Below are 20,150 nucleotides of genomic sequence, written 5' to 3' on the forward strand. Positions count from 1 at the left end.
GGAAATCCGTGGGTTGTCTCCCCCTGTTGCAAAAAGCGCGACTTGTCCCCAGTAAAATAAGTCTTGGTTGCTTTACCAAGCGGCGCTTGCGTCGTATCACATCATATATGAACGATACGATCGACGACCCCAACATGGAGGCCCCTGACAATGGGGGCGAGGTAGCCGAACCCCTACGCCGCGCAATTGGTGAGCGCTATCTGACCTATGCGCTGTCCACCATCATGCACCGGGCACTGCCAGATGCGCGTGATGGTTTGAAACCGGTTCACAGGCGAATCCTCTATGCGATGAGGGAACTGCGACTCAGTGCAACCGGAGGTTTCCGGAAGTCCGCAAAGATCTCGGGCGATGTGATGGGTAACTATCACCCTCACGGTGACGCCGCGATTTACGACGCGATGGCGCGTTTGGCGCAGGACTTCAACGTCCGCTACCCGCTGGTCGACGGGCAGGGGAATTTCGGCAATATCGACGGCGATAACCCCGCGGCTTCGCGATACACCGAAGCGCGGATGACTATCGTGGCCGAGGCGCTGCTGGAAGGTCTGAACGAAGACGCCGTTGATTTCCGTGACAATTATGATGGGACGCTGACCGAACCGGTCGTGCTACCCGCGCAGTTTCCGAACCTATTGGCGAATGGTGCCAGCGGTATTGCCGTGGGCATGGCGACGAATATCCCACCGCACAATATCTCGGAACTCTGTGACGCGTGTTTGCATCTGATCAAAACGCCGGATGCGCGCGACGACACTCTGTTGAACTATGTGCCCGGCCCGGATTTCCCGACCGGTGGCGTGATCGTTGAGCCGCCCGAGAACATCGCGCAAGCCTATCGCACGGGGCGCGGGTCCTTCCGGCTGCGCTGTAAGTTCGAAGTCGAGGATCTGGGCCGCGGCCAATGGCAGATCGTCGTTACCGAGATCCCGTATCAGGTTCAGAAATCTAAGCTGATCGAAAAGATCGCCGAGCTGATCCAGACCAAAAAAATCCCGATCCTCGCCGATGTGCGCGACGAATCCGCCGATGACATCCGTCTGATCCTTGAGCCGCGTTCCAAGAACGTGGACCCCGAGGTGCTGATGGGGATGCTCTATCGCAACTCGGACCTTGAGGTGCGGTTCAGCCTGAACATGAACGTGCTGATCGACGGGGTGACGCCCAAGGTCTGCTCGATGAAGGAAGTGCTGCGCGCCTTCCTCGATCACCGGCAAGAGGTCCTGATCCGCCGCTCGCGTCACCGCATGGCGAAGATCGACCACCGGTTGGAGGTGTTGGAGGGCTTTATCGTCGCCTTCCTCAACCTCGACCGTGTGATCGACATCATCCGCTACGACGACGACCCCAAAGCCGCGCTGATGCGCGAGGATTGGGGTATCGACCACGTCCGCGCCACTGACGAGGCCGACTACATTACACCCAAACCGGGTGAGGGTGAGTTGTCTGAAGTTCAGGTCGACGCCATCCTCAATATGCGCCTACGCAGCCTGCGTCGACTGGAAGAGATGGAACTGGTCCGCGAACGCGACGAGTTGATGCTGGAGCGCGCCAATCTCGAAGACCTACTGGCCGATCCCGCTCTGCAATGGGCCAAGATCGCCGAGCAGTTGAAAGAGACCAAGAAGACCTTCGGCAAAGACTACGAGGGCGGCGCGCGTCGCACGCAATTTGCCGAGGCTGGACAGGTGGAGGAAGTGCCGCTTGAGGCGATGATCGACAAGGAACCGATCACAGTGGTCTGTTCTCAGATGGGCTGGATTCGAGCCATGACCGGCCACATCGACCTCAAGCGCGAATTGAAGTTCAAAGATGGCGACGGCCCCCGGTTCATCTTCCATGCGGAAACCACGGATCGGTTGCTGGTGTTCGCATCGAACGGGCGATTCTACACCGTCAGCGCCGCCAACCTGCCCGGCGGGCGCGGCATGGGGGAACCGCTCCGCCTGATGGTCGATCTGCCGAACGAGGCACAGATCATCGACATCCTGATCCACAAGCCGGGGCGCAAGCTGCTGGTGGCCTCGGACGCGGGTAACGGGTTCATGGTGCCTGAAGATGACGTGCTGGCGCAGACCCGCAACGGGAAACAGGTGCTGAACGTCAAAGGGGACGAGACAGCGATGATTTGTAAACCGGTCGATGGCGATCACGTCGCAGTAGTCTCGCAGAATGGCAAGTTCCTCGTCTTCCCGACTGAAGAGCTGCCAGAGATGACCCGAGGCAAAGGCGTGCGTTTGCAGAAATACAATATGGCGCGCGGCCGACAGGGCACGTTGGAGTTGGATGGCGGCCTGTCCGACATCACCACCTTTAACTGGGAAGAAGGGCTCAAGTGGTCCATGGGCGGCGACAAAACCCGGCACGAGGCGGATATGTCCCAATGGCTGGCCAAACGCGCCAGCGTTGGGAAAAAGCCTCCTTATGGCTTCCCGCGCGACTATAAATTCTCGTGACCCGACGAGGGTTTCGGGTGAAATCCGCCGATACGGCTTGGCACATGCCGTATCGGTGCGCTAGATCAAAGAAAAACAGGCCTATCGAGACGAGATCATGCTGCGCATTTTGACCCTGATTACTGGACTTGCCCTGATGAGCGCCTGCGCGCAGACGCAAGTATATGAGGAACCTGAGTCGTTGGGGGAATTCAAGCTACGCGTAAACTACGCCTTCGCTGAGAAAGCCCGCCAAGGACCGGTTTCTCGCGATGCGACTCCAAAAGAGTGGGAAAACGCCATTCAGAACGCGGTCGATATCCGTCTCGGCCGTTATGAAGGCGCACAGGAATACGATATCGGTATCAGCCTCGAAGGCTACATGCTGGCGCCTCCGGGCATTCCCGTCATCTACAATCCCAAAAGCACGGCGATTGTTCTGGTCAATGTCTACGATGTTAAGAAGAAAGAATTCCTCGCCAAGGGCAAGCAATTCCAAGTTTTGGAAGACACGACCGGAGAGAGCGCTCTGACAGGTTCGGGCAATACCCGCACCAAAGAAGAGCAGATGAGCGGTCTTGCCCTGAAAGTTGCCGACCGAGTCGAAGAGTGGTTGGCCGAGGAACACAAGGACAATGGTTGGTTTGACCGGCGTCCGGACCTGATCCAGCCGCTGGAAACGAGCGAGCTCACGCAAAATCCGGCGTGATCGGCGCATTTCCCTCAGGATGTGCTTGATTTTCCCCTTTGAACCAAATATCTCGCGCGCGCAGATGTAACCACGGGACCAAGGGTCCCCCAAATCGCAAAAGGGCGCCTGAGGAATGGCAAAGGAAAAGTTTGAGCGTACAAAACCGCACGTCAACATCGGCACGATTGGGCACGTTGACCACGGCAAGACGACGCTGACCGCAGCGATCACCAAATATTTTGGTGACTTCAAAGCGTATGACCAGATTGACGGTGCGCCGGAAGAAAAAGCGCGCGGCATCACCATCTCGACGGCCCACGTGGAATACGAGACCGAGAACCGCCACTACGCGCACGTTGACTGCCCCGGCCACGCCGACTACGTCAAGAACATGATCACCGGTGCCGCTCAGATGGACGGCGCGATCCTGGTTGTGAACGCCGCTGACGGCCCGATGCCGCAGACCCGCGAGCACATCCTGCTGGGCCGCCAGGTTGGCATCCCGAAGATGGTCGTGTTCCTGAACAAAGTTGACCAGGTTGACGACGAAGAGCTGCTGGAACTGGTTGAGATGGAAGTTCGCGAACTGCTGTCCAGCTACGAATACCCCGGCGACGATATTCCGATCGTTGCAGGTTCGGCTCTGGCCGCGATGGAAGGCAACAAGCCTGAAATCGGCGAAGAGAAGATCAAGGAACTGATGGCGGCTGTTGATGAGTACATCGACACCCCTGAGCGTGCTGTTGACCAGCCGTTCCTGATGCCGATCGAAGACGTGTTCTCGATCTCGGGCCGTGGTACCGTTGTGACCGGCCGTGTTGAGCGTGGCGTGATCAACGTTGGTGACGAAATCGAAATCGTCGGCATCCGCGACACTTCGAAAACCACCTGCACCGGCGTTGAAATGTTCCGCAAGCTGCTGGACCGCGGTGAAGCAGGCGACAACATCGGCGCACTGCTGCGTGGTGTTGACCGTGACGGCGTTGAGCGTGGCCAGGTTCTGTGTAAGCCGGGTTCGGTTACACCGCACACCAAGTTCGAAGCCGAAGCCTACATCCTGACCAAGGAAGAAGGCGGTCGTCACACTCCGTTCTTCGCGAACTACCGTCCTCAGTTCTACTTCCGGACCACTGACGTGACCGGCACCGTGACCCTGGCGGAAGGCACCGAGATGGTCATGCCTGGCGACAACGTGTCGTTCGGCGTTGAGCTGATCGCGCCGATCGCGATGGAGCAGGGCCTGCGTTTCGCGATCCGCGAAGGCGGCCGCACCGTCGGCGCCGGCGTTGTGTCGAAAATCACTGAATAAGTCGCGCAAGCGAATGATCAGACGGAAAGGGCGTCCCTCAGGACGCCCTTTTTCGTTTGAGCTATACGGTTCCGAGGTGGGCCTAAACGTGTTCGAACCGAGATGACGCTTGGAAAGTTCGCCGTCGCTAAGGGCAAAACGGATTGAGGTTTCTTAATCCAAACTCCACCTCACCCAAAGACAGGAAACCCACATGTGATCTGAAACAAAAAGCGGGGCGTGCGCAGGCCGATCCGCTGAGGCAATCAGGAGGAAATCATGTTAGGTTTTGAATTCTTGAACTATGGAACGCAAATCCTTCACAGCAAGGATCTGGAGGACATGCGTGCCGCTATCCTTAGTGACGACGACCAAGAAATCGACTGTGATATCAGTGAGTTTAGCCGCGAGCGTAAGCGGTTCGACGTCCGGCTTGCCGAGCAGCCTAACAGAATCTGAAGCGCTAAAGCACGTCCAGAACCTGTGTCGTCAATCAGCGTATTCACTGTAGCGTGGGGTGAAAACCTTCCAGACCAAGTCGGTTTTCTCTGACTGCTCAATTGTCGCATGTAGGCTGTATACCTCGCCCATAGTTCTTTAGCGCGTTCTTGTTGCGAAGTTGGTCCTGAAGATCAGTTCTTGGTACTGGGTCGTGTCGCTCTTTGAGGTGGGACAAAGCCAACAAACCCCTTGCCAAACCCCACCAACCCCACTAATACGCGCGAGTTCTCGATAAGAACGTCAAGGCGGGGTGATTCCCGCCTTTTGGGTTCGAAGAGGGTTGGCGATGCGCGTCTGTCCTCCTCTCAACCTCAACGCCTAAAAAAGGCTGTTAATATGCAAAGCCAAAATATCCGTATTCGGCTGAAGGCATTTGACTATCGCGTTCTGGATGCCAGCACGCAAGAGATCGTCAACACTGCCAAGCGGACCGGCGCGAACGTGCGCGGCCCGATCCCGTTGCCGAACAAGATTGAGAAGTTCACGGTTCTCCGTGGCCCTCACGTTGACAAGAAATCCCGCGACCAGTTCGAGATCCGTACGCACAAGCGTCTGCTCGACATCGTTGATCCGACCCCCCAGACCGTTGACGCGCTGATGAAGCTCGACCTCGCTGCTGGTGTGGACGTCGAGATCAAACTGCAGTCGTAAGATCGGAGGGTATAGATTATGCGCTCTGGTATTATCGCAAAAAAAGTCGGCATGACCCGGCTGTTCATGGAAGACGGCAAGCAGATCCCTGTGACCGTTCTTCACCTGGACAACCTGCAGGTCGTTGCACAGCGTACCGCTGACAAAGACGGCTACACCGCCGTTCAGCTGGGCGCCGGTGCTGCCAAGGCAAAACGCACCTCGAAAGCCATGCGCGGTCACTATGCCGCCGCAAAGGTTGAGCCCAAGCGTAAGCTGGCCGAGTTCCGCGTCTCCGAAGATGGTCTGATTGATGTGGGCGCTGAGATTTCGGCAGAACACTTCCTGGAAGGTCAGAAAGTTGACGTTTCGGGTACCTCGATCGGTAAAGGCTTTGCCGGTGCGATGAAGCGCTGGAACTTTGGCGGTCTGCGCGCCTCGCACGGTGTTTCGATCAGCCACCGTTCGCACGGTTCGACCGGTCAGTGTCAGGACCCAGGCAAGGTGTTCAAAGGCAAGAAGATGGCCGGTCACATGGGTGCTGCCCGTGTAACCACCCAGAACCTGGAAGTCGTCAAAACCGACGCCGACCGGAACCTGGTCTTCATCAAAGGCGCCGTTCCCGGACCGAAATCGGGCTGGGTCACCGTCAAGGACGCCGTGAAGAAGAAAGCACCGGAAGGCCTGCCCTTCCCGGCTGCTGTGAAATCGGCTGCAACCGAAGCACCTGCGGAAGAAGCTCCCGCGGAAGGTGGTGAAGCATGAAACTTGATGTAATCAAACTGGACGGCGGCAAAGCCGGCGACATCGAGCTGAACGCCGATCTGTTCGGTCTCGAGCCGCGTGCGGACATCCTGCACCGTGTGGTCCGTTGGCAGCGCAACAACGCGCAGGCCGGCACCCACAAGGTCAAGACCCGCTCGGAAACCAGCTACTCGACCAAGAAGATCTATCGCCAGAAGGGCACCGGTGGCGCACGCCATGGTGACCGCAACGCGCCGATCTTCCGTGGTGGTGGTATCTACAAAGGCCCCGTCGTGCGTTCGCACGGCCACGATCTGCCCAAGAAGTTCCGCAAGCTTGGCCTGCGCCACGCTCTGTCGGCCAAAGCCAAGGCAGGTGAACTGGTTGTGATCGAGAACGCCGAAGCCGAAGGCAAGACTGCTGCTCTGGCCAAACAGGTTGCAAACCTGGGCTGGAAACGTGCTCTGGTCATCGACGGCGCGACCGTGAACGAAGGGTTCCTGAAAGCGTCCAAGAACATCGAAGGTCTGGATATCCTGCCGACGATGGGCGCAAACGTCTATGACATCCTCAAGCGTGACACCCTGGTGCTCACCAAAGCGGCTGTCGAAGCACTGGAGGCTCGTCTGAAATGAGCGCGAAGGCAGAACATTACGACGTGATCCGTAAGCCGATCATCACCGAAAAGTCGACCATGGCGTCCGAGAACGGCGCGGTTGTCTTTGAAGTGGCGATCGACAGCAACAAGCCGCAGATCAAAGAGGCCGTTGAGGCGCTGTTTGGTGTGAAGGTCAAAGCGGTGAACACCACCGTGACCAAAGGCAAGGTCAAGCGGTTCCGCGGCCAGCTGGGCCGTCGGAAAGACGTCAAAAAAGCATATGTGACCCTGGAAGAGGGCAACACAATCGACGTGAGCACCGGTCTTTGATCCGACGCTTACTGCGACTATTCACGGCCTCGGCGGTTCAACCCGCCGGGGCCGATTTCGTTTCGGACCCTGAAACTGTGCGTGCGCGGGTGCTGGAGCAAATGCGGGCGTTCAGCGCCGAGCCCTATTTCCAGATTGCCGATGAAACGCTGGGGCTGCTGTCGGTGTTCGATGATCTGAAATATGACCGGGCGGATGCGGACATGATCTCTCCGGCGATGCGCAAGCATGTGGTCGGCAAGCTTGGTCCGCTGGGGTTCCGCCAGACCTCCGGCTCGGTATTGGAGCACGCCGAGGCTGATATGCGCGTGCACATCCCCAAGTTTCACGCCCTCGGCGCGTCGCCTTTCGATATCGCGCGCTATACTGAGAAACGCCCGCAGGATTACTGCCTGCTGACGCCCACGCAGGTGGCCTGTCAGTACGTGGATCACTATGAGTTGGACGAGGCCGTGCAGCGGATTGAGGCGTTGATTGCGAAGCACCCGATCAACCTGCTCAAACTGGCGGATTATCTGGAAGGCAAACCCAAACACCGCGCCTTTCGCGAGGTGCTGGGGCATATCAAACTCAAGCAGAGGATCGCGGTGGAGTCCGAGCCGCTGTGCCGCAGACGGTCTTTGGGGTGAGTACTTGGTGAAGCCTTTGTTGTGTGATCGATAGACACCGCTGCGATACCGGAATCTGCGTATGCAACAGAAACGATCAAATCGACTTGTTATTGCGTCTTGATAGTTATCTGCGACGCAAGGACCTCTGCTCTACGCACACAGAGCGCTGAACCCAGAAAGATGATACAACAACAATAAGTTTCAAATACAATGTCATAAGAACCTGAGAAGTGTCACCACCAGTTCGTGGAGGTATCGAAATTGAGATTGTCTGTCTTTTGCGTTTTTGCCCTGGCCTTGCCGTTTCCCTGTTTTTCGCAGGAATCAGCTCCAACCGACATTAAGAATGCCATTCTGACCAGCAGATCAGGCGATTGCGCTGACTACATTGGTAGCTACAAAGCGGACGTCGAAGATATCCAAAAGGGCACCTCCTACGAGGCACAAGTCAAGATAGACGCCGACAACGAGACTTGTACAATTGCTACGAATGGGACACCCAACCATGACTTCAATGGTGCGACAGCACGTTTTGCCAATGACTTTCGTCCTTTGTTGAGTGAATTCCAAATTACGCGAAAGCCAGAAAAGGCTACAAACCCGAGTCCCCTCGGCCAACAGGCATACAACGCCATATTGTTGAATGGCGTACCTGTGGATTTGCTTTCGGCAGGTTGCTATCGACCAGATGCTCCCCGAGCTGACAAAAACGGCAACGTGCTTGCTGGTTGTACCATCCGCGACCCCTGGCTGATCGATCCGCCATCTTACGATAAGTACTTTGGGGTTGATTTACATAATGCGCATACACAGCCAGATGGCAGGTATCACTACCATTCGAACCCGAACGCACTGTTCAATGACCGACAGTTCGATGCGCCTTCTCCAGTAATCGGTTTTGCGTCAGACGGTTTCCCGATATTCGGAACAATCTTCGAGGATAGCGATGGGAAAATTCGAGCGGCCATCTCGGGCTATGAGTTGAAGTCGACAGAGAGGCCAAAACCGCCGAACGGCCCGGGTGGTATGCCGGATGGCACTTACATTGAAGACTATGAGTTCACAGGCAATGGAGATCTGGATGAATGCAATGGTATGACCGTTGATGGTCAATACGGGTACTATGTCACAAGCTCGTATCCATGGATTCTGAATTGCTACACAGGAACTCCCAACCCATCGTTCCGAAAGTGATATGGCAACGGCTGTCTAAAACGGTCCAATCTGTGGCGCCGCCGGTAAAAAAACGAGTGTTATCGAGATTTGCAGCATGCACTTGGCTAGCTTGAAAGAATCCGCCGCCCCCTATAGACACCCACCCCCAACCCTGTTACACGCTCCCAATCTTGCGGCCTCGGATTCGTTCCGGGGCCTCTGATATTTGTAACCGGGGACCTTCGGGGCCCTATACCCTTGGCACCTACGGGGGCCTATCACATAGCGGGGAAATCCCCTGCACTTGCTAAACGGAAGACAGAAAGCATGGCACTCAAGTCGTACAAGCCGACGACGCCGGGCCAGCGCGGGCTGGTGCTGATCGACCGTTCGGAGCTTTGGAAAGGACGTCCGGTCAAGTCTCTCACAGAGGGTTTGACCAAATCGGGCGGCCGGAACAACACCGGACGGATCACTTCACGCCGCCGCGGCGGTGGCGCAAAGCGTCTCTACCGGATCGTTGACTTCAAACGGAACAAATTTGATGTCGCGGCAACCGTCGAGCGGATCGAATATGACCCGAACCGGACCGCATTCATCGCACTGGTAAAATACGAAGACGGCGAGCAGGCGTATATCCTGGCTCCGCAGCGTCTGGCTGTTGGTGACAAGGTTGTGGCATCCGCCAAAGCCGACATCAAGCCGGGCAACGCAATGCCGTTCTCGGGCATGCCCATCGGTACTATCGTCCACAACATCGAGATGAAGCCTGGCAAAGGCGGTCAGATCGCACGTGCGGCCGGTACTTACGCTCAGTTCGTTGGTCGCGATGGCGGCTACGCTCAGATCCGTCTGAGCTCGGGCGAGCTGCGCATGGTCCGTCAGGAATGCATGGCCACCATCGGTGCCGTGTCCAACCCCGACAACTCGAACCAGAACCTCGGTAAAGCCGGTCGTATGCGCCACAAGGGCGTGCGTCCGTCGGTTCGTGGTGTTGCAATGAACCCGATCGATCACCCGCACGGTGGTGGTGAAGGTCGTACCTCGGGTGGCCGTACGCCGGTTACGCCGTGGGGTAAGGACACCAAGGGTAAGCGTACCCGCAACAAGAACAAAGCGTCCCAGAAGCTGATCATCCGCTCGCGGCACGCCAAGAAGAAGGGACGTTAATCCATGTCTCGCTCTGTTTGGAAGGGTCCTTTCGTCGATGCTTACGTGCTGAAAAAAGCCGAAGCAGCGCGCGAGTCGGGCCGCAACGAAGTCATCAAAATCTGGTCGCGTCGTTCCACCATTCTGCCCCAGTTCGTGGGTCTGACCTTTGGTGTGTACAACGGCCAGAAGCACATTCCCGTCAACGTCTCGGAAGACATGATCGGTCAGAAGTTCGGTGAATACTCGCCGACCCGCACCTATTATGGCCACGCCGCAGACAAAAAAGCGAAGCGGAAGTAAGTCATGGGCAAGGAAAAGAACCCCCGCCGCGTGGCTGAAAACGAAGCAATGGCGAAAACCCGCATGCTTCGCACCAGCCCGCAGAAACTGAACCTGGTTGCGCAAATGATCCGCGGCAAGAAAGTTGAGAAGGCTCTGACCGACCTGACTTTCTCGAACAAGCGTGTCGCGCAGGACGTCAAGAAGTGCCTGCAGTCCGCAATCGCGAATGCCGAAAACAACCACAACCTGGACGTTGACGAGCTGATCGTCGCCGAAGCATGGGTTGGTAAGAACCTGGTCATGAAGCGCGGTCGTCCGCGTGCCCGTGGCCGTTTCGGCAAGATCATGAAGCCGTTCTCGGAGATCACCATCAAGGTGCGTCAAGTTGAGGAGCAAGCCTAATGGGTCATAAAGTAAATCCGATCGGCATGCGCCTGCAGGTCAACCGCACCTGGGACAGCCGCTGGTACGCCGACACCAAGGACTACGGTGATCTTCTGCTGGAAGACCTCAAGATCCGTGAGTTCATCAACAAAGAGTGCAAGCAGGCCGGTGTTGCCCGTGTGATCATCGAACGTCCGCACAAGAAGTGCCGCGTTACGATCCACACTGCACGCCCCGGTGTCATCATCGGCAAGAAAGGTGCAGACATCGAAGTTCTGCGCAAAAAGCTTGCTCGTATGACCGACAGCGAACTGCACCTGAACATCGTCGAAGTGCGCAAGCCCGAGCTTGACGCGCAGCTGGTTGCCGAGTCCATCGCTCAGCAGCTGGAACGTCGTGTTTCGTTCCGTCGCGCAATGAAGCGCTCGGTTCAGAACGCCATGCGCATGGGCGCCCTGGGTATCCGGGTGAACGTCGCTGGTCGTCTGGGCGGGGCCGAAATCGCACGGACCGAGTGGTACCGTGAAGGCCGCGTGCCTCTGCACACTCTGCGTGCCGACATCGATTACGCACATGCCGAAGCGATGACCCCCTACGGGATCATCGGGATCAAGGTCTGGATCTTCAAAGGTGAGATCATGGAGCACGATCCGCAGGCACGTGACCGTAAAGCACAGGAACTCCAGGACGGCCCTGCACCTCGTGGTGCTGGTGGCGGTCGTCGCTAAGGAGGGAAAGATATGCTTCAACCAAAGCGTACTAAATTCCGCAAGATGCACAAAGGCCGGATCAAGGGTCTCGCCAAGGGCGGCTCTGATCTGAACTTTGGCACCTACGGCCTGAAAGCTCTTGAGCCTGAGCGTGTAACTGCACGCCAGATCGAAGCTGCACGTCGTGCCATGACGCGTCACATGAAGCGTCAGGGTCGCGTCTGGATCCGCATCTTCCCCGACACTCCGGTCACTGCAAAGCCGATCGAAGTTCGTATGGGTAAAGGTAAAGGTTCGGTCGACCGCTGGGCATGCAAAGTCAAGCCTGGCCGCGTGATGTTCGAGATCGACGGCGTCAATGACGACATCGCCCGTGAGGCCCTGCGCCTGGCCGCGATGAAGCTGCCGATCAAGACTCGCGTCGTGGTTCGCGAAGACTGGTAAACAGTCCGGGGAAACCCGAACAGAATTGCCCCCGCCGAGAAATCGGTGGGGGCTTTTTCGTTTGTGGCCTCTCGCAAACCCGCTAGGCGCCCAATTCCGAGATTCAATACCGGCATTGCAAAAAAGATGGGGCTCAGGGGTGGCATATTCTCTCATCTGGTGAAAAGAAGCGCTCGCAAAACCTTCTCAATCAGAGCTTGGGTCGATCTTACTCCGATACGGCTTGAGCACGAACTGTGCCTTGGCTCTGAAACCCCGCTGAAAGACCGAGGACACGTATGGGCCTTACTTGCCGGGACGTCATGGTCCCCCCTGAAAAACAGAAGACAATTCATCCCGATGATACAGTCGCCAAGGCGTTTGAGATCATCCGCGACAGCCGCGCCCGGTTCTTGCCGGTGGTGGGGGATGACGGTAGCTTCCAAGGCGTTTTCACTGCACCCACGTTGATCAAGATGATCCTGCCGCGCGCGGCCCGTATTGGTGTCAGCGATGAGACCTCGCGCGTTGCGATCAGCCATCTCAGCTTTATGGATTTGACCAAGGAAGACATCAGCGAACAGATCAAGCGCTTGCACGAAGAGCGGGTCGGAGATCACATGTCGAACCCGGCCAACATCCCAGTTCTCGCACCCGACACGCCGGTGATGGAAGGTATTTTCCTGATCCACAAATTCAAACGCCACGTTTTCCTCGTGGAACCCGAGACCAATCGCTTCGTCGGCTCTGTCAGCCCGAACTCGTTGATTGATCACGCGCTGAGCTAACCCCTAAAGACCGGATCAGACCATTGACCGACCATTCCGTTTCGCATGGAGAACACGCGTTCTCCGTTCCTCAGCTGTTGGGGATTGACCCTTTGTGGGTCGCCACCGGTATCTTGATCGCAGTATATGCCGTCCTGGTGACCGAAAAAGTGAACCGCGCCATTCTGGCCATGCTGGGGGCATCGCTGATGGTGCTGTTCGGCATCATCAACCAGGAACAGGCCGTCGCGGGCGTTGATGCCAACACCTTGGCGCTGCTGATTGGCATGATGGTGATCGTCGGGATCACCAGCAAATGCGGGTTGTTCCAATTCGTCGCCATCAAGGCCGCAAAGGTGGTCAAGGCCAATCCGACAGGCATCCTGATCATGCTGACGCTGATCACGGCGGTGTTCTCGGCTCTGCTCGACAACGTAACGACCGTTCTGTTGATCGCGCCGATCACTTTGCTGATCACAGACGCGCTCGAGACGCGTGTTTACCCGTTCTTCTTTGCCGAGATACTGGCCTCGAATGTGGGCGGTACGGCCACTCTGATTGGTGACCCGCCGAACATCATCATCGGTTCGGCCGCAGGCCTCAGCTTCAATGACTTTGTGGTCAATCTTGCGCCGATCTCGGCCATCTGTCTGGTGGTGTTGACCGGTATAATCTACCTGATGAACCGCCGCACGCTGGCCGCCATCCCCAAATCGGCCTGCGAAAAGATCATGCGTTTCAATGAAAATGAAGCGATCACCGATGTCGGCCTGATGATCAAATCCCTGTCGGTTCTGGCGCTGACCCTGCTTGGCTTCACGCTTGGCCACGGCTACGGCATCCAGCCGGGCACCTCGGCGCTGGCCGGTGCTGCGCTGCTGATGCTGTTGGCCTATGGGCACCAGCACGGAGAAGAGCAGTCCGAATCCGTTCACCACATTTTTGGTGAGGTTGAGTGGATCACCATTTTCTTCTTCGGCGGTTTGTTCGTCATCGTTGCAGGTGTCGAGCATGTCGGCCTGCTCGAATTCTTCGGTGAGAAAGTGCTGGAGTTGACCGAGGGCGACATGATGTGGACTGCGTTCTTCATCTTCTGGGCCTCGGGTATCTTGTCGGCCATTCTGGACAACATCCCCTTCGTGGCCACGATGATCCCTCTGATCGAGTCCACGGCTGACACGTTTGGCGGGCCTGATGCGATCGAGCCTCTGTGGTGGTCGCTGGCTCTGGGCGCCTGTCTGGGCGGCAACGGGACTTTGCTGGGGGCAAGCGCCAACCTGACGGTTGCGGCCTTTGCCGAAAAGGCTAAGCAGCCGATTGGCTTCGTCAAATTCGCGCTCATGGCTTTCCCGATCATGATCCTGACCCTGATGATCGCCAACGTCTATCTCTGGCTGCGCTACTTCTACTAAGGCGCTTAACGATAAGTCGCACCCGAGCAGCCGCTTTTCTGAGGCGGCTGCTCTCGCCCTTGTGCTTCCGCTGGGATATAGCCGGGGCATGGCACAGATTGAATCACTCTTCGTTACCCGTCTCTATCGCGCAGCTTTGTCCGAGTTCGATCCCAAGATCGACGCGGGCGAGCTGGAAAACTCCTGCCTTGTTATTGCCGAGGATGATGAGGCCGGGCAGGAATGGTGTGAAGAGAATGGCTATCCCGGCTATACCAGCTACGCCTCGCTCACCGATTTGCCTTGGCGCTTCCCGATCTTCGCCGATCTGGTGAAGGCGCTGGATCAGCACGTTGCGGCTTTTGCCAAGGATCTGGAGTTCGATCTGGGCGAGGGGGAGCTTAAGCTTGAAGACCTATGGATCAATATCCTGCCGGAGGGCGGCATGCACTCCAGCCATTTGCACCCGCACAGCGTGATCTCGGGCACGACCTACGTTGCCATGCCCGAAGGGGCGAGCGCGTTGAAGCTGGAGGATCCGCGTTCAGGCCGCATGATGGCCGCGCCGACGCGCCTAAAATTTGGGCGAAGGGACTTGCAACCTTTCATTTATGTTCAGCCTCAAGTGGGGGATGTGCTACTTTGGGAAAGTTGGCTGCGCCACGAAGTTCCGATGAATATGGCCGAGGATGATCGGATCAGTGTCAGTTTCAACTATAAGTGGGAATGAGAGCGAAAACCCTCAATGTTGATTAAATTTTTTTTAGGCAGTTCTTTTCTAGTAGCGCTACTGGCGTCTTCGGTTAGCGCGGAATGTCCCAGTAAAGAACACGTTGATACCGGCATTGTCCTTGTTCGCGAGCCTGGCAAAAATCTGGATGACATCGAATACGTCTCTCATGCAGGGGGTATTCTTGCGAGTACTGTCGAACCGGGGGCAAATGAAACTCGGCGAGAAGTTTATTTTGCCCATCCAATCTTGCCGCCCCAAGGGTTGCCCGACACAAAATGGTTCCGAAGTTATGAGCGAAAATTGGACTCGCTAGATATCTTGGACAGTCAAAAGAAGTGGACCTCAGACTTCGTCGACTATCCCAACACCGACAATGCCCAGTCGGGTTCAATTGAGGTCGAGTTTCAAAGATACCGGATTGAAAGGGTTGGGGCCTGCAAGTATCGAGTTTGGGATGTCTTGCTCAAAGAGAGTGTCGAGGGTTCCCACGCGTTTACTGAGCGGATGTTGTATGCCCCTGAGCTGCAAATGGTGCTGAGAAGAGGCGTGGCTGCTGGTGACTCTTTACCTGTATTGGACGGCGGTTTTCACCAATTGCAAATCAAAGACGACAATTCATAGGCCGCAGCTTCAACCCGGCGTCGGTGAGACACGGTTTTTCTGTCCAATTCGCACCCTAAAACTTCCTCTTGCCACCCACCGCTTAAACCCTTATACGGCGGCATCCTGCAAGTCCCCCGGCCGAGTCGGGGGATTCGCATGTCTATCATTCATCCACCAGGTCCAAGGTGACCCTGTCAGGGGGCCTTCTGGTGTTTTGAGCAAAGGAAAAAGGCGATGAACGCCCAAGAACTGCGTGACAAGACCCCGGACCAGCTCCGCGAGGAACTGGCCAACCTGAAGAAAGAAAGCTTTAACCTGCGCTTTCAACAGGCAACCGGTCAGCTGGAAAACACTGCTGGCATCAAAGCGGCTCGCCGCAACGCTGCCCGCGTCAAAACCATTCTGAACGAAAAGGCCGCTGCTGCGGCATCGGAGGAGTAATCCTATGCCCAAGCGTATCCTGTCCGGCGTGGTCACCAGCGACGCCAACGAGCAAACCGTAACCGTTTCGGTTGAGCGCCGTTTCAAGCACCCGCTGCTGCACAAAACCGTTCGTAAGTCCAAGAAATACCGGGCTCACGACGAAAAGAACGCCTTCAAGGTCGGTGACACCGTACGCATCATCGAATGCGCGCCGAAATCGAAGACGAAACGTTGGGAAGTTCTGGAGGCGTAAGCCCCTGGGATTTCATTTGTCGAAACCCTGGGGGATCTAACGAGACCAGCCCCCACAGGTCGGGAGAAACCACATGATCCAGATGCAGACCAATCTGGATGTCGCTGACAACTCCGGCGCACGCCGAGTTCAGTGCATCAAGGTCCTGGGTGGTTCCAAGCGTAAATACGCCTCCGTTGGCGACATCATTGTCGTCTCGGTGAAGGAAGCCATCCCGCGCGGCCGCGTAAAGAAAGGTGACGTCCGTAAGGCCGTCGTCGTACGCACCGCCAAGGAAGTCCGTCGCGAAGACGGCACAGCGATCCGTTTCGATCGCAACGCCGCCGTCATCCTGAACAATAACAACGAGCCAGTCGGTACCCGTATCTTTGGCCCCGTTGTTCGTGAATTGCGCGGCAAGAACTTCATGAAAATCATCTCGCTGGCTCCGGAGGTGCTGTAATCATGGCTGCTAAACTCCGCAAAGGCGACAAGGTCGTCGTGCTGGCCGGCAAGGACAAGGGCAAAGAGGGAACCATTTCCTCGGTTGACCCCAAAGCCGGTAAAGCTGTTGTCGAAGGCATCAACATTGCCATCCGTCACACACGTCAGTCTCAAACCTCGCAAGGTGGTCGCCTGCCTCAGGCAAACCCGATCGAGCTGTCGAACCTGGCGCTGCTGGACAAGAACGGCAAAGCAACCCGCGTTGGCTTCCGCATGGAAGGTGACAAGAAGGTTCGCTTCGCGAAGACCACAGGGGACGTGATCGATGCTTGATTCCGCAACCTACACCCCGCGTCTGAAAGCTCAGTACGTTGAAACCATCCGTGCCGCTCTGAAAGAAGAGTTCGGCTACAAGAACGACATGCAGCTGCCCAAGCTGGACAAAATCGTTCTGAACATCGGTTGTGGTGCTGAGGCGGTCAAAGACTCGAAGAAAGCGAAAGCTGCTGTCGAAGATCTGACTGCTATTGCTGGTCAAAAGGCCGTTGCAACCAAGGCGAAGAAGTCGATCGCGGGTTTCCGCGTCCGTGAAGACATGCCGCTGGGCGCGAAAGTGACCCTGCGCGGTGACCGGATGTACGAATTCCTGGATCGCCTGATCACCATCGCGCTGCCGCGCGTTCGTGACTTCCGCGGTGTTAAGCCGTCTTTCGATGGTCAGGGCAACTTTGCCATGGGCATGAAAGAGCACATCGTGTTCCCGGAAATCGACTTCGACAAGGTCGACGAGGTCTGGGGCCTGGATATCGTAATTGCCACCACAGCGAAAACCGACGCTGAAGCGAAGAGCCTGTTGAAAGCATTCAACATGCCGTTCAACGCGTAAGCGCCGGGAGGATTGAGACATGGCTAAAAAAGCAATGATCGAACGCGAAAAGAAGCGCGAACGCCTGGTGGCCAAATATGCCGCAAAGCGTGCCGAGCTGAAAGAAATCGCGAATGACGAGAGCCGCCCGATGGAAGAGCGTTTCAAAGCGCGTCTGAAACTGGCGAAACTGCCGCGCAACAGCTCGGCTACCCGTCTGCACAACCGTTGTCAGCTGACCGGTCGTCCCCACGCTTACTACCGTAAGCTGAAGGTCAGCCGTATCGCGCTGCGCGAGCTGGGTTCTGCTGGTCAGATCCCCGGCATGGTGAAATCGAGCTGGTAAGGGAGACATAGATATGAATGATCCTATCGGCGATATGCTCACCCGTATCCGCAACGCGCAAATGCGCGGCAAGTCCACCGTTTCCACCCCGGCTTCCAAGCTGCGCGGTTGGGTTCTGGACGTGCTGGCGGACGAAGGCTACATCCGTGGCTATGAAAAGACGACCGGTGCAAACGGTCATCCGGCCATCGAAATCAGCCTGAAGTACTACGAAGGCACCCCTGTTATTCGCGAGCTGAAGCGGGTTTCGAAACCCGGTCGTCGCGTCTACATGGGCGTCAATGACATCCCGCAGGTCCGTCAGGGTCTGGGCGTGTCGATTGTCAGCACTCCGAAAGGTGTGATGTCGGACGCAAACGCTCGCTCCAACAATGTTGGCGGCGAAGTGCTCTGCACCGTCTTCTAAGGAGGTCTGCAATGTCTCGTATTGGTAAAAAACCGGTCGAGCTGCCCAGCGGCGTTACCGCCTCTGTGTCGGGTCAGACCATCGAAGTCAAAGGTCCGAAAGGCACCCGCAGCTTCACCGCCACCGACGACGTGACGCTGTCGGTTGAAGACAACGTGGTCAAGATCGACCCCCGTGGCATGTCCAAGCGTGCCCGCCAGCAGTGGGGCATGAGCCGCACCATGGTTGCCAACCTGGTAACCGGTGTGACCGAAGGCTTCAAAAAAGAGCTGGAGATCCAGGGTGTTGGTTACCGGGCTCAGATGCAGGGCAACACCCTGAAGCTGAACCTGGGCTACAGCCACGATGTTGATTTCACTGCTCCGGAAGGTGTCACCATCACCGCGCCGAAGCAGACCGAGATCGTTGTGGAAGGTATCGACCAGCAGCAGGTGGGCGAAGTCGCGGCCAAAATCCGCGAATGGCGCCGTCCCGAGCCGTACAAAGGCAAGGGCATCCGTTACAAGGGCGAGTTCATCTTCCGCAAGGAAGGCAAGAAGAAGTAAGGACGCAAACAATGGCAAACAGCAAAAGAACCCTGTTTCTGAAGCGCCGCCTGCGCGTTCGGAACAAACTTCGCAAAGTCAACGCCGGCCGTGTACGCCTGTCGGTTCACCGTTCGAACAAGAACATCAGCGTTCAGCTGATCGACGACGTTCGTGGCGTGACCCTGGCATCGGCCTCGACCCTGGAAAAAGATCTGGGTGTTGTTGGCAAGAACAACGTCGAAGCGGCCACCAAAGTGGGCGCGGCCATCGCCGAGCGTGCCAAGAAGGCAGGCGTCGAAGAGGCCTATTTCGATCGTGGTGGCTTCCTGTTCCACGGCAAGGTGAAAGCAGTTGCCGACGCCGCGCGTGAAGGTGGTCTGAAGATCTAAGACTTGCGGGCGGCTTTCGATCCGCCCCGATGATCCGGGGGCCTCGGCGACAGTCGGGGCTCACTTGGATTGAAGAAAACGGCGCCGAAAGCGCCACATGAGAAAAGGGATGCCAAATGGCAGAACGTGAAAACCGTCGGGGCCGTGGCCGCGACCGTGAAGAAGCACCGGAATTTGCAGATCGTCTGGTCGCAATCAACCGCGTGTCGAAAACCGTAAAAGGTGGTAAGCGCTTTGGCTTCGCCGCTCTGGTGGTTGTCGGCGATCAGAAAGGCCGCGTCGGCTTTGGTAAAGGTAAAGCGAAAGAAGTACCTGAAGCCATCCGTAAGGCGACTGAGCAAGCCAAGCGTCAGATGATCCGCGTGCAACTGCGCGAAGGTCGTACCCTGCACCACGACATCGAGGGCCGTCACGGCGCTGGTAAAGTGGTTATGCGCACCGCACCTGAAGGTACTGGTATCATCGCCGGTGGTCCGATGCGTGCCGTGTTCGAAATGCTGGGCGTCAAGGACGTTGTTTCCAAGTCGCTGGGCTCGCAGAACCCGTACAACATGATCCGCGCCACCATTAACGGCCTGCAGAAAGAGCAGAGCCCGCGTTCGGTTGCCGCACGTCGTGGTAAAAAAGTTGCCGACATCCTGCCCAAGCGGGACGAAGCACCGGCTGAAGCCGAAGCGTAAGGAGTAGCGAGCAATGGCAAAAACCATCGTCGTCAAGCAGATCGGTTCTCCGATCCGTCGCCCCGCCGAACAGCGCGCAACCCTGATCGGTCTGGGCCTGAACAAGATGCACCGCACCCGTGAGCTGGAGGATACGCCTTCGGTTCGCGGCATGGTCAACAAGATCCCGCATCTGGTTGAAATCATCGAAGAGCGCGGCTAACCGCCCTCTGAAAATACTTTTGGAACCGCCTCTGACCTTCGTCAGGGGCGTTTTCTTTTGCTCAAGTGAATCTGCGAATCGCCTAGTTCGACCGCTTACCTCACGCCTTGAAGAGGGTCGTAGGTCCCGCTGAATCCGTAGGCAACAACGGCGCCGAGGTCGTCTTGCGAGGCCGAGTTTCAGCTTTCCCAATCCCAAAATTTGTCTT

The 20,150-nt window shown here is 56.9% G+C and carries 30 protein-coding genes; all 30 read left to right on the top strand.

All coding sequences use genetic code 11. The annotated features are described in order from the left end of the window. Nucleotides 1–107 precede the first annotated feature (107 nt). The 30 genes from parC to rpmD all read left to right on the top strand — a co-directional run bounded on the left by parC (nt 108) and on the right by rpmD (nt 19,942). Complete coding sequence (gene parC / locus ACR0I8_RS19900; RefSeq protein WP_170692760.1) at nt 108–2,456, top strand: DNA topoisomerase IV subunit A; 2,349 nt, start codon at nt 108–110, stop codon at nt 2,454–2,456. A 97-nt stretch (nt 2,457–2,553) separates the two neighbouring features. Continuing rightward, complete coding sequence (locus ACR0I8_RS19905) at nt 2,554–3,144, top strand: hypothetical protein (RefSeq protein ID WP_170692758.1); 591 nt, start codon at nt 2,554–2,556, stop codon at nt 3,142–3,144. Nucleotides 3,145–3,259: 115 nt separating this feature from the next. Further along, nucleotides 3,260–4,435, top strand: a complete 1,176-nt coding sequence (tuf, locus tag ACR0I8_RS19910; RefSeq protein WP_170642526.1) for an elongation factor Tu — start codon at nt 3,260–3,262, stop codon at nt 4,433–4,435. Between the two features lie 258 nt (nt 4,436–4,693). Then, nucleotides 4,694–4,873 (top strand): hypothetical protein, encoded by a 180-nt coding sequence (locus ACR0I8_RS19915; protein ID WP_170693137.1) that lies wholly within the window; start codon nt 4,694–4,696, stop codon nt 4,871–4,873. A 378-nt stretch (nt 4,874–5,251) separates the two neighbouring features. Continuing rightward, nucleotides 5,252–5,566: a 30S ribosomal protein S10 gene (rpsJ, locus tag ACR0I8_RS19920; RefSeq protein WP_008756422.1), complete on the top strand. Its 315-nt coding sequence runs from the start codon at nt 5,252–5,254 to the stop codon at nt 5,564–5,566. Nucleotides 5,567–5,584: 18 nt separating this feature from the next. Beyond that, complete coding sequence (gene rplC, locus ACR0I8_RS19925; RefSeq protein WP_008758167.1) at nt 5,585–6,310, top strand: 50S ribosomal protein L3; 726 nt, start codon at nt 5,585–5,587, stop codon at nt 6,308–6,310. Next, on the top strand, nt 6,307–6,924 hold the full coding sequence (gene rplD, locus ACR0I8_RS19930; protein WP_170463489.1) for a 50S ribosomal protein L4: 618 nt from the start codon (nt 6,307–6,309) through the stop codon (nt 6,922–6,924). Before rplC ends, rplD begins: the two co-directional genes overlap by 4 nt. Continuing rightward, nucleotides 6,921–7,217: a 50S ribosomal protein L23 gene (locus tag ACR0I8_RS19935; RefSeq protein WP_008757532.1), complete on the top strand. Its 297-nt coding sequence runs from the start codon at nt 6,921–6,923 to the stop codon at nt 7,215–7,217. The genes rplD and ACR0I8_RS19935 overlap by 4 nt, the downstream gene beginning before the upstream one ends. After that, the gene (locus tag ACR0I8_RS19940) at nt 7,214–7,846 is read left to right on the top strand and encodes a hypothetical protein (RefSeq protein ID WP_170693135.1); all 633 of its coding nucleotides are present in this window, start codon (nt 7,214–7,216) and stop codon (nt 7,844–7,846) included. Before ACR0I8_RS19935 ends, ACR0I8_RS19940 begins: the two co-directional genes overlap by 4 nt. 243 nt (nt 7,847–8,089) lie before the next feature. Then, nucleotides 8,090–9,022: a YHYH protein gene (locus ACR0I8_RS19945; RefSeq protein ID WP_170693133.1), complete on the top strand. Its 933-nt coding sequence runs from the start codon at nt 8,090–8,092 to the stop codon at nt 9,020–9,022. Nucleotides 9,023–9,310: 288 nt separating this feature from the next. Then, nucleotides 9,311–10,153: a 50S ribosomal protein L2 gene (rplB, locus tag ACR0I8_RS19950; protein ID WP_120633917.1), complete on the top strand. Its 843-nt coding sequence runs from the start codon at nt 9,311–9,313 to the stop codon at nt 10,151–10,153. A gap of 3 nt (nt 10,154–10,156) precedes the next feature. After that, complete coding sequence (gene rpsS, locus ACR0I8_RS19955; protein ID WP_005980699.1) at nt 10,157–10,435, top strand: 30S ribosomal protein S19; 279 nt, start codon at nt 10,157–10,159, stop codon at nt 10,433–10,435. Nucleotides 10,436–10,438: 3 nt separating this feature from the next. After that, nucleotides 10,439–10,819 (top strand): 50S ribosomal protein L22, encoded by a 381-nt coding sequence (rplV, locus tag ACR0I8_RS19960; RefSeq protein WP_039538267.1) that lies wholly within the window; start codon nt 10,439–10,441, stop codon nt 10,817–10,819. Further along, on the top strand, nt 10,819–11,529 hold the full coding sequence (gene rpsC, locus ACR0I8_RS19965; RefSeq protein WP_008758042.1) for a 30S ribosomal protein S3: 711 nt from the start codon (nt 10,819–10,821) through the stop codon (nt 11,527–11,529). Before rplV ends, rpsC begins: the two co-directional genes overlap by 1 nt. A 12-nt stretch (nt 11,530–11,541) precedes the next feature. Next, the gene (rplP, locus tag ACR0I8_RS19970; protein ID WP_058283513.1) at nt 11,542–11,955 is read left to right on the top strand and encodes a 50S ribosomal protein L16; all 414 of its coding nucleotides are present in this window, start codon (nt 11,542–11,544) and stop codon (nt 11,953–11,955) included. A 302-nt stretch (nt 11,956–12,257) separates the two neighbouring features. Further along, on the top strand, nt 12,258–12,722 hold the full coding sequence (locus ACR0I8_RS19975) for a CBS domain-containing protein (RefSeq protein WP_170380522.1): 465 nt from the start codon (nt 12,258–12,260) through the stop codon (nt 12,720–12,722). A 23-nt stretch (nt 12,723–12,745) separates the two neighbouring features. Further along, nucleotides 12,746–14,113, top strand: coding sequence for an ArsB/NhaD family transporter (locus ACR0I8_RS19980; RefSeq protein ID WP_170380523.1), 1,368 nt, complete (start codon nt 12,746–12,748; stop codon nt 14,111–14,113). A gap of 88 nt (nt 14,114–14,201) precedes the next feature. Next, complete coding sequence (locus ACR0I8_RS19985; RefSeq protein ID WP_170380524.1) at nt 14,202–14,822, top strand: 2OG-Fe(II) oxygenase family protein; 621 nt, start codon at nt 14,202–14,204, stop codon at nt 14,820–14,822. Between the two features lie 15 nt (nt 14,823–14,837). After that, complete coding sequence (locus ACR0I8_RS19990; RefSeq protein ID WP_170693131.1) at nt 14,838–15,446, top strand: Rossmann-fold NAD(P)-binding domain-containing protein; 609 nt, start codon at nt 14,838–14,840, stop codon at nt 15,444–15,446. 216 nt (nt 15,447–15,662) lie between these two features. Then, a complete protein-coding gene (rpmC, locus tag ACR0I8_RS19995) occupies nt 15,663–15,869 on the top strand; it encodes a 50S ribosomal protein L29 (protein WP_010437082.1) in 207 nt (68 codons plus the stop codon). Nucleotides 15,870–15,873: 4 nt separating this feature from the next. Then, nucleotides 15,874–16,104, top strand: a complete 231-nt coding sequence (gene rpsQ, locus ACR0I8_RS20000) for a 30S ribosomal protein S17 (RefSeq protein WP_152459158.1) — start codon at nt 15,874–15,876, stop codon at nt 16,102–16,104. A gap of 73 nt (nt 16,105–16,177) precedes the next feature. After that, nucleotides 16,178–16,546, top strand: coding sequence for a 50S ribosomal protein L14 (rplN, locus tag ACR0I8_RS20005; RefSeq protein WP_008757934.1), 369 nt, complete (start codon nt 16,178–16,180; stop codon nt 16,544–16,546). A 2-nt stretch (nt 16,547–16,548) separates the two neighbouring features. Further along, a complete protein-coding gene (gene rplX / locus ACR0I8_RS20010) occupies nt 16,549–16,860 on the top strand; it encodes a 50S ribosomal protein L24 (RefSeq protein WP_068340764.1) in 312 nt (103 codons plus the stop codon). Next, the gene (gene rplE, locus ACR0I8_RS20015) at nt 16,853–17,413 is read left to right on the top strand and encodes a 50S ribosomal protein L5 (protein ID WP_170356680.1); all 561 of its coding nucleotides are present in this window, start codon (nt 16,853–16,855) and stop codon (nt 17,411–17,413) included. Before rplX ends, rplE begins: the two co-directional genes overlap by 8 nt. A 19-nt stretch (nt 17,414–17,432) precedes the next feature. Beyond that, nucleotides 17,433–17,738 carry a 30S ribosomal protein S14 gene (gene rpsN, locus ACR0I8_RS20020; RefSeq protein ID WP_068340744.1) on the top strand — a complete coding sequence of 102 codons (306 nt, stop codon included), beginning with the start codon at nt 17,433–17,435 and terminating at the stop codon, nt 17,736–17,738. Between the two features lie 13 nt (nt 17,739–17,751). Next, the gene (gene rpsH / locus ACR0I8_RS20025; protein WP_170373360.1) at nt 17,752–18,144 is read left to right on the top strand and encodes a 30S ribosomal protein S8; all 393 of its coding nucleotides are present in this window, start codon (nt 17,752–17,754) and stop codon (nt 18,142–18,144) included. An 11-nt stretch (nt 18,145–18,155) separates the two neighbouring features. Beyond that, a complete protein-coding gene (rplF, locus tag ACR0I8_RS20030; RefSeq protein WP_170373361.1) occupies nt 18,156–18,689 on the top strand; it encodes a 50S ribosomal protein L6 in 534 nt (177 codons plus the stop codon). An 11-nt stretch (nt 18,690–18,700) separates the two neighbouring features. After that, entirely contained in the window at nt 18,701–19,060 is a 360-nt protein-coding gene (gene rplR / locus ACR0I8_RS20035; protein ID WP_039523386.1) for a 50S ribosomal protein L18, read from the top strand. 116 nt (nt 19,061–19,176) lie between these two features. Beyond that, complete coding sequence (gene rpsE, locus ACR0I8_RS20040; protein WP_170356677.1) at nt 19,177–19,740, top strand: 30S ribosomal protein S5; 564 nt, start codon at nt 19,177–19,179, stop codon at nt 19,738–19,740. Nucleotides 19,741–19,753: 13 nt separating this feature from the next. Beyond that, entirely contained in the window at nt 19,754–19,942 is a 189-nt protein-coding gene (rpmD, locus tag ACR0I8_RS20045) for a 50S ribosomal protein L30 (RefSeq protein ID WP_074736195.1), read from the top strand. Nucleotides 19,943–20,150: the final 208 nt, after the last annotated feature.

This window comes from Ruegeria sp. BG9 (assembly GCF_056538305.1).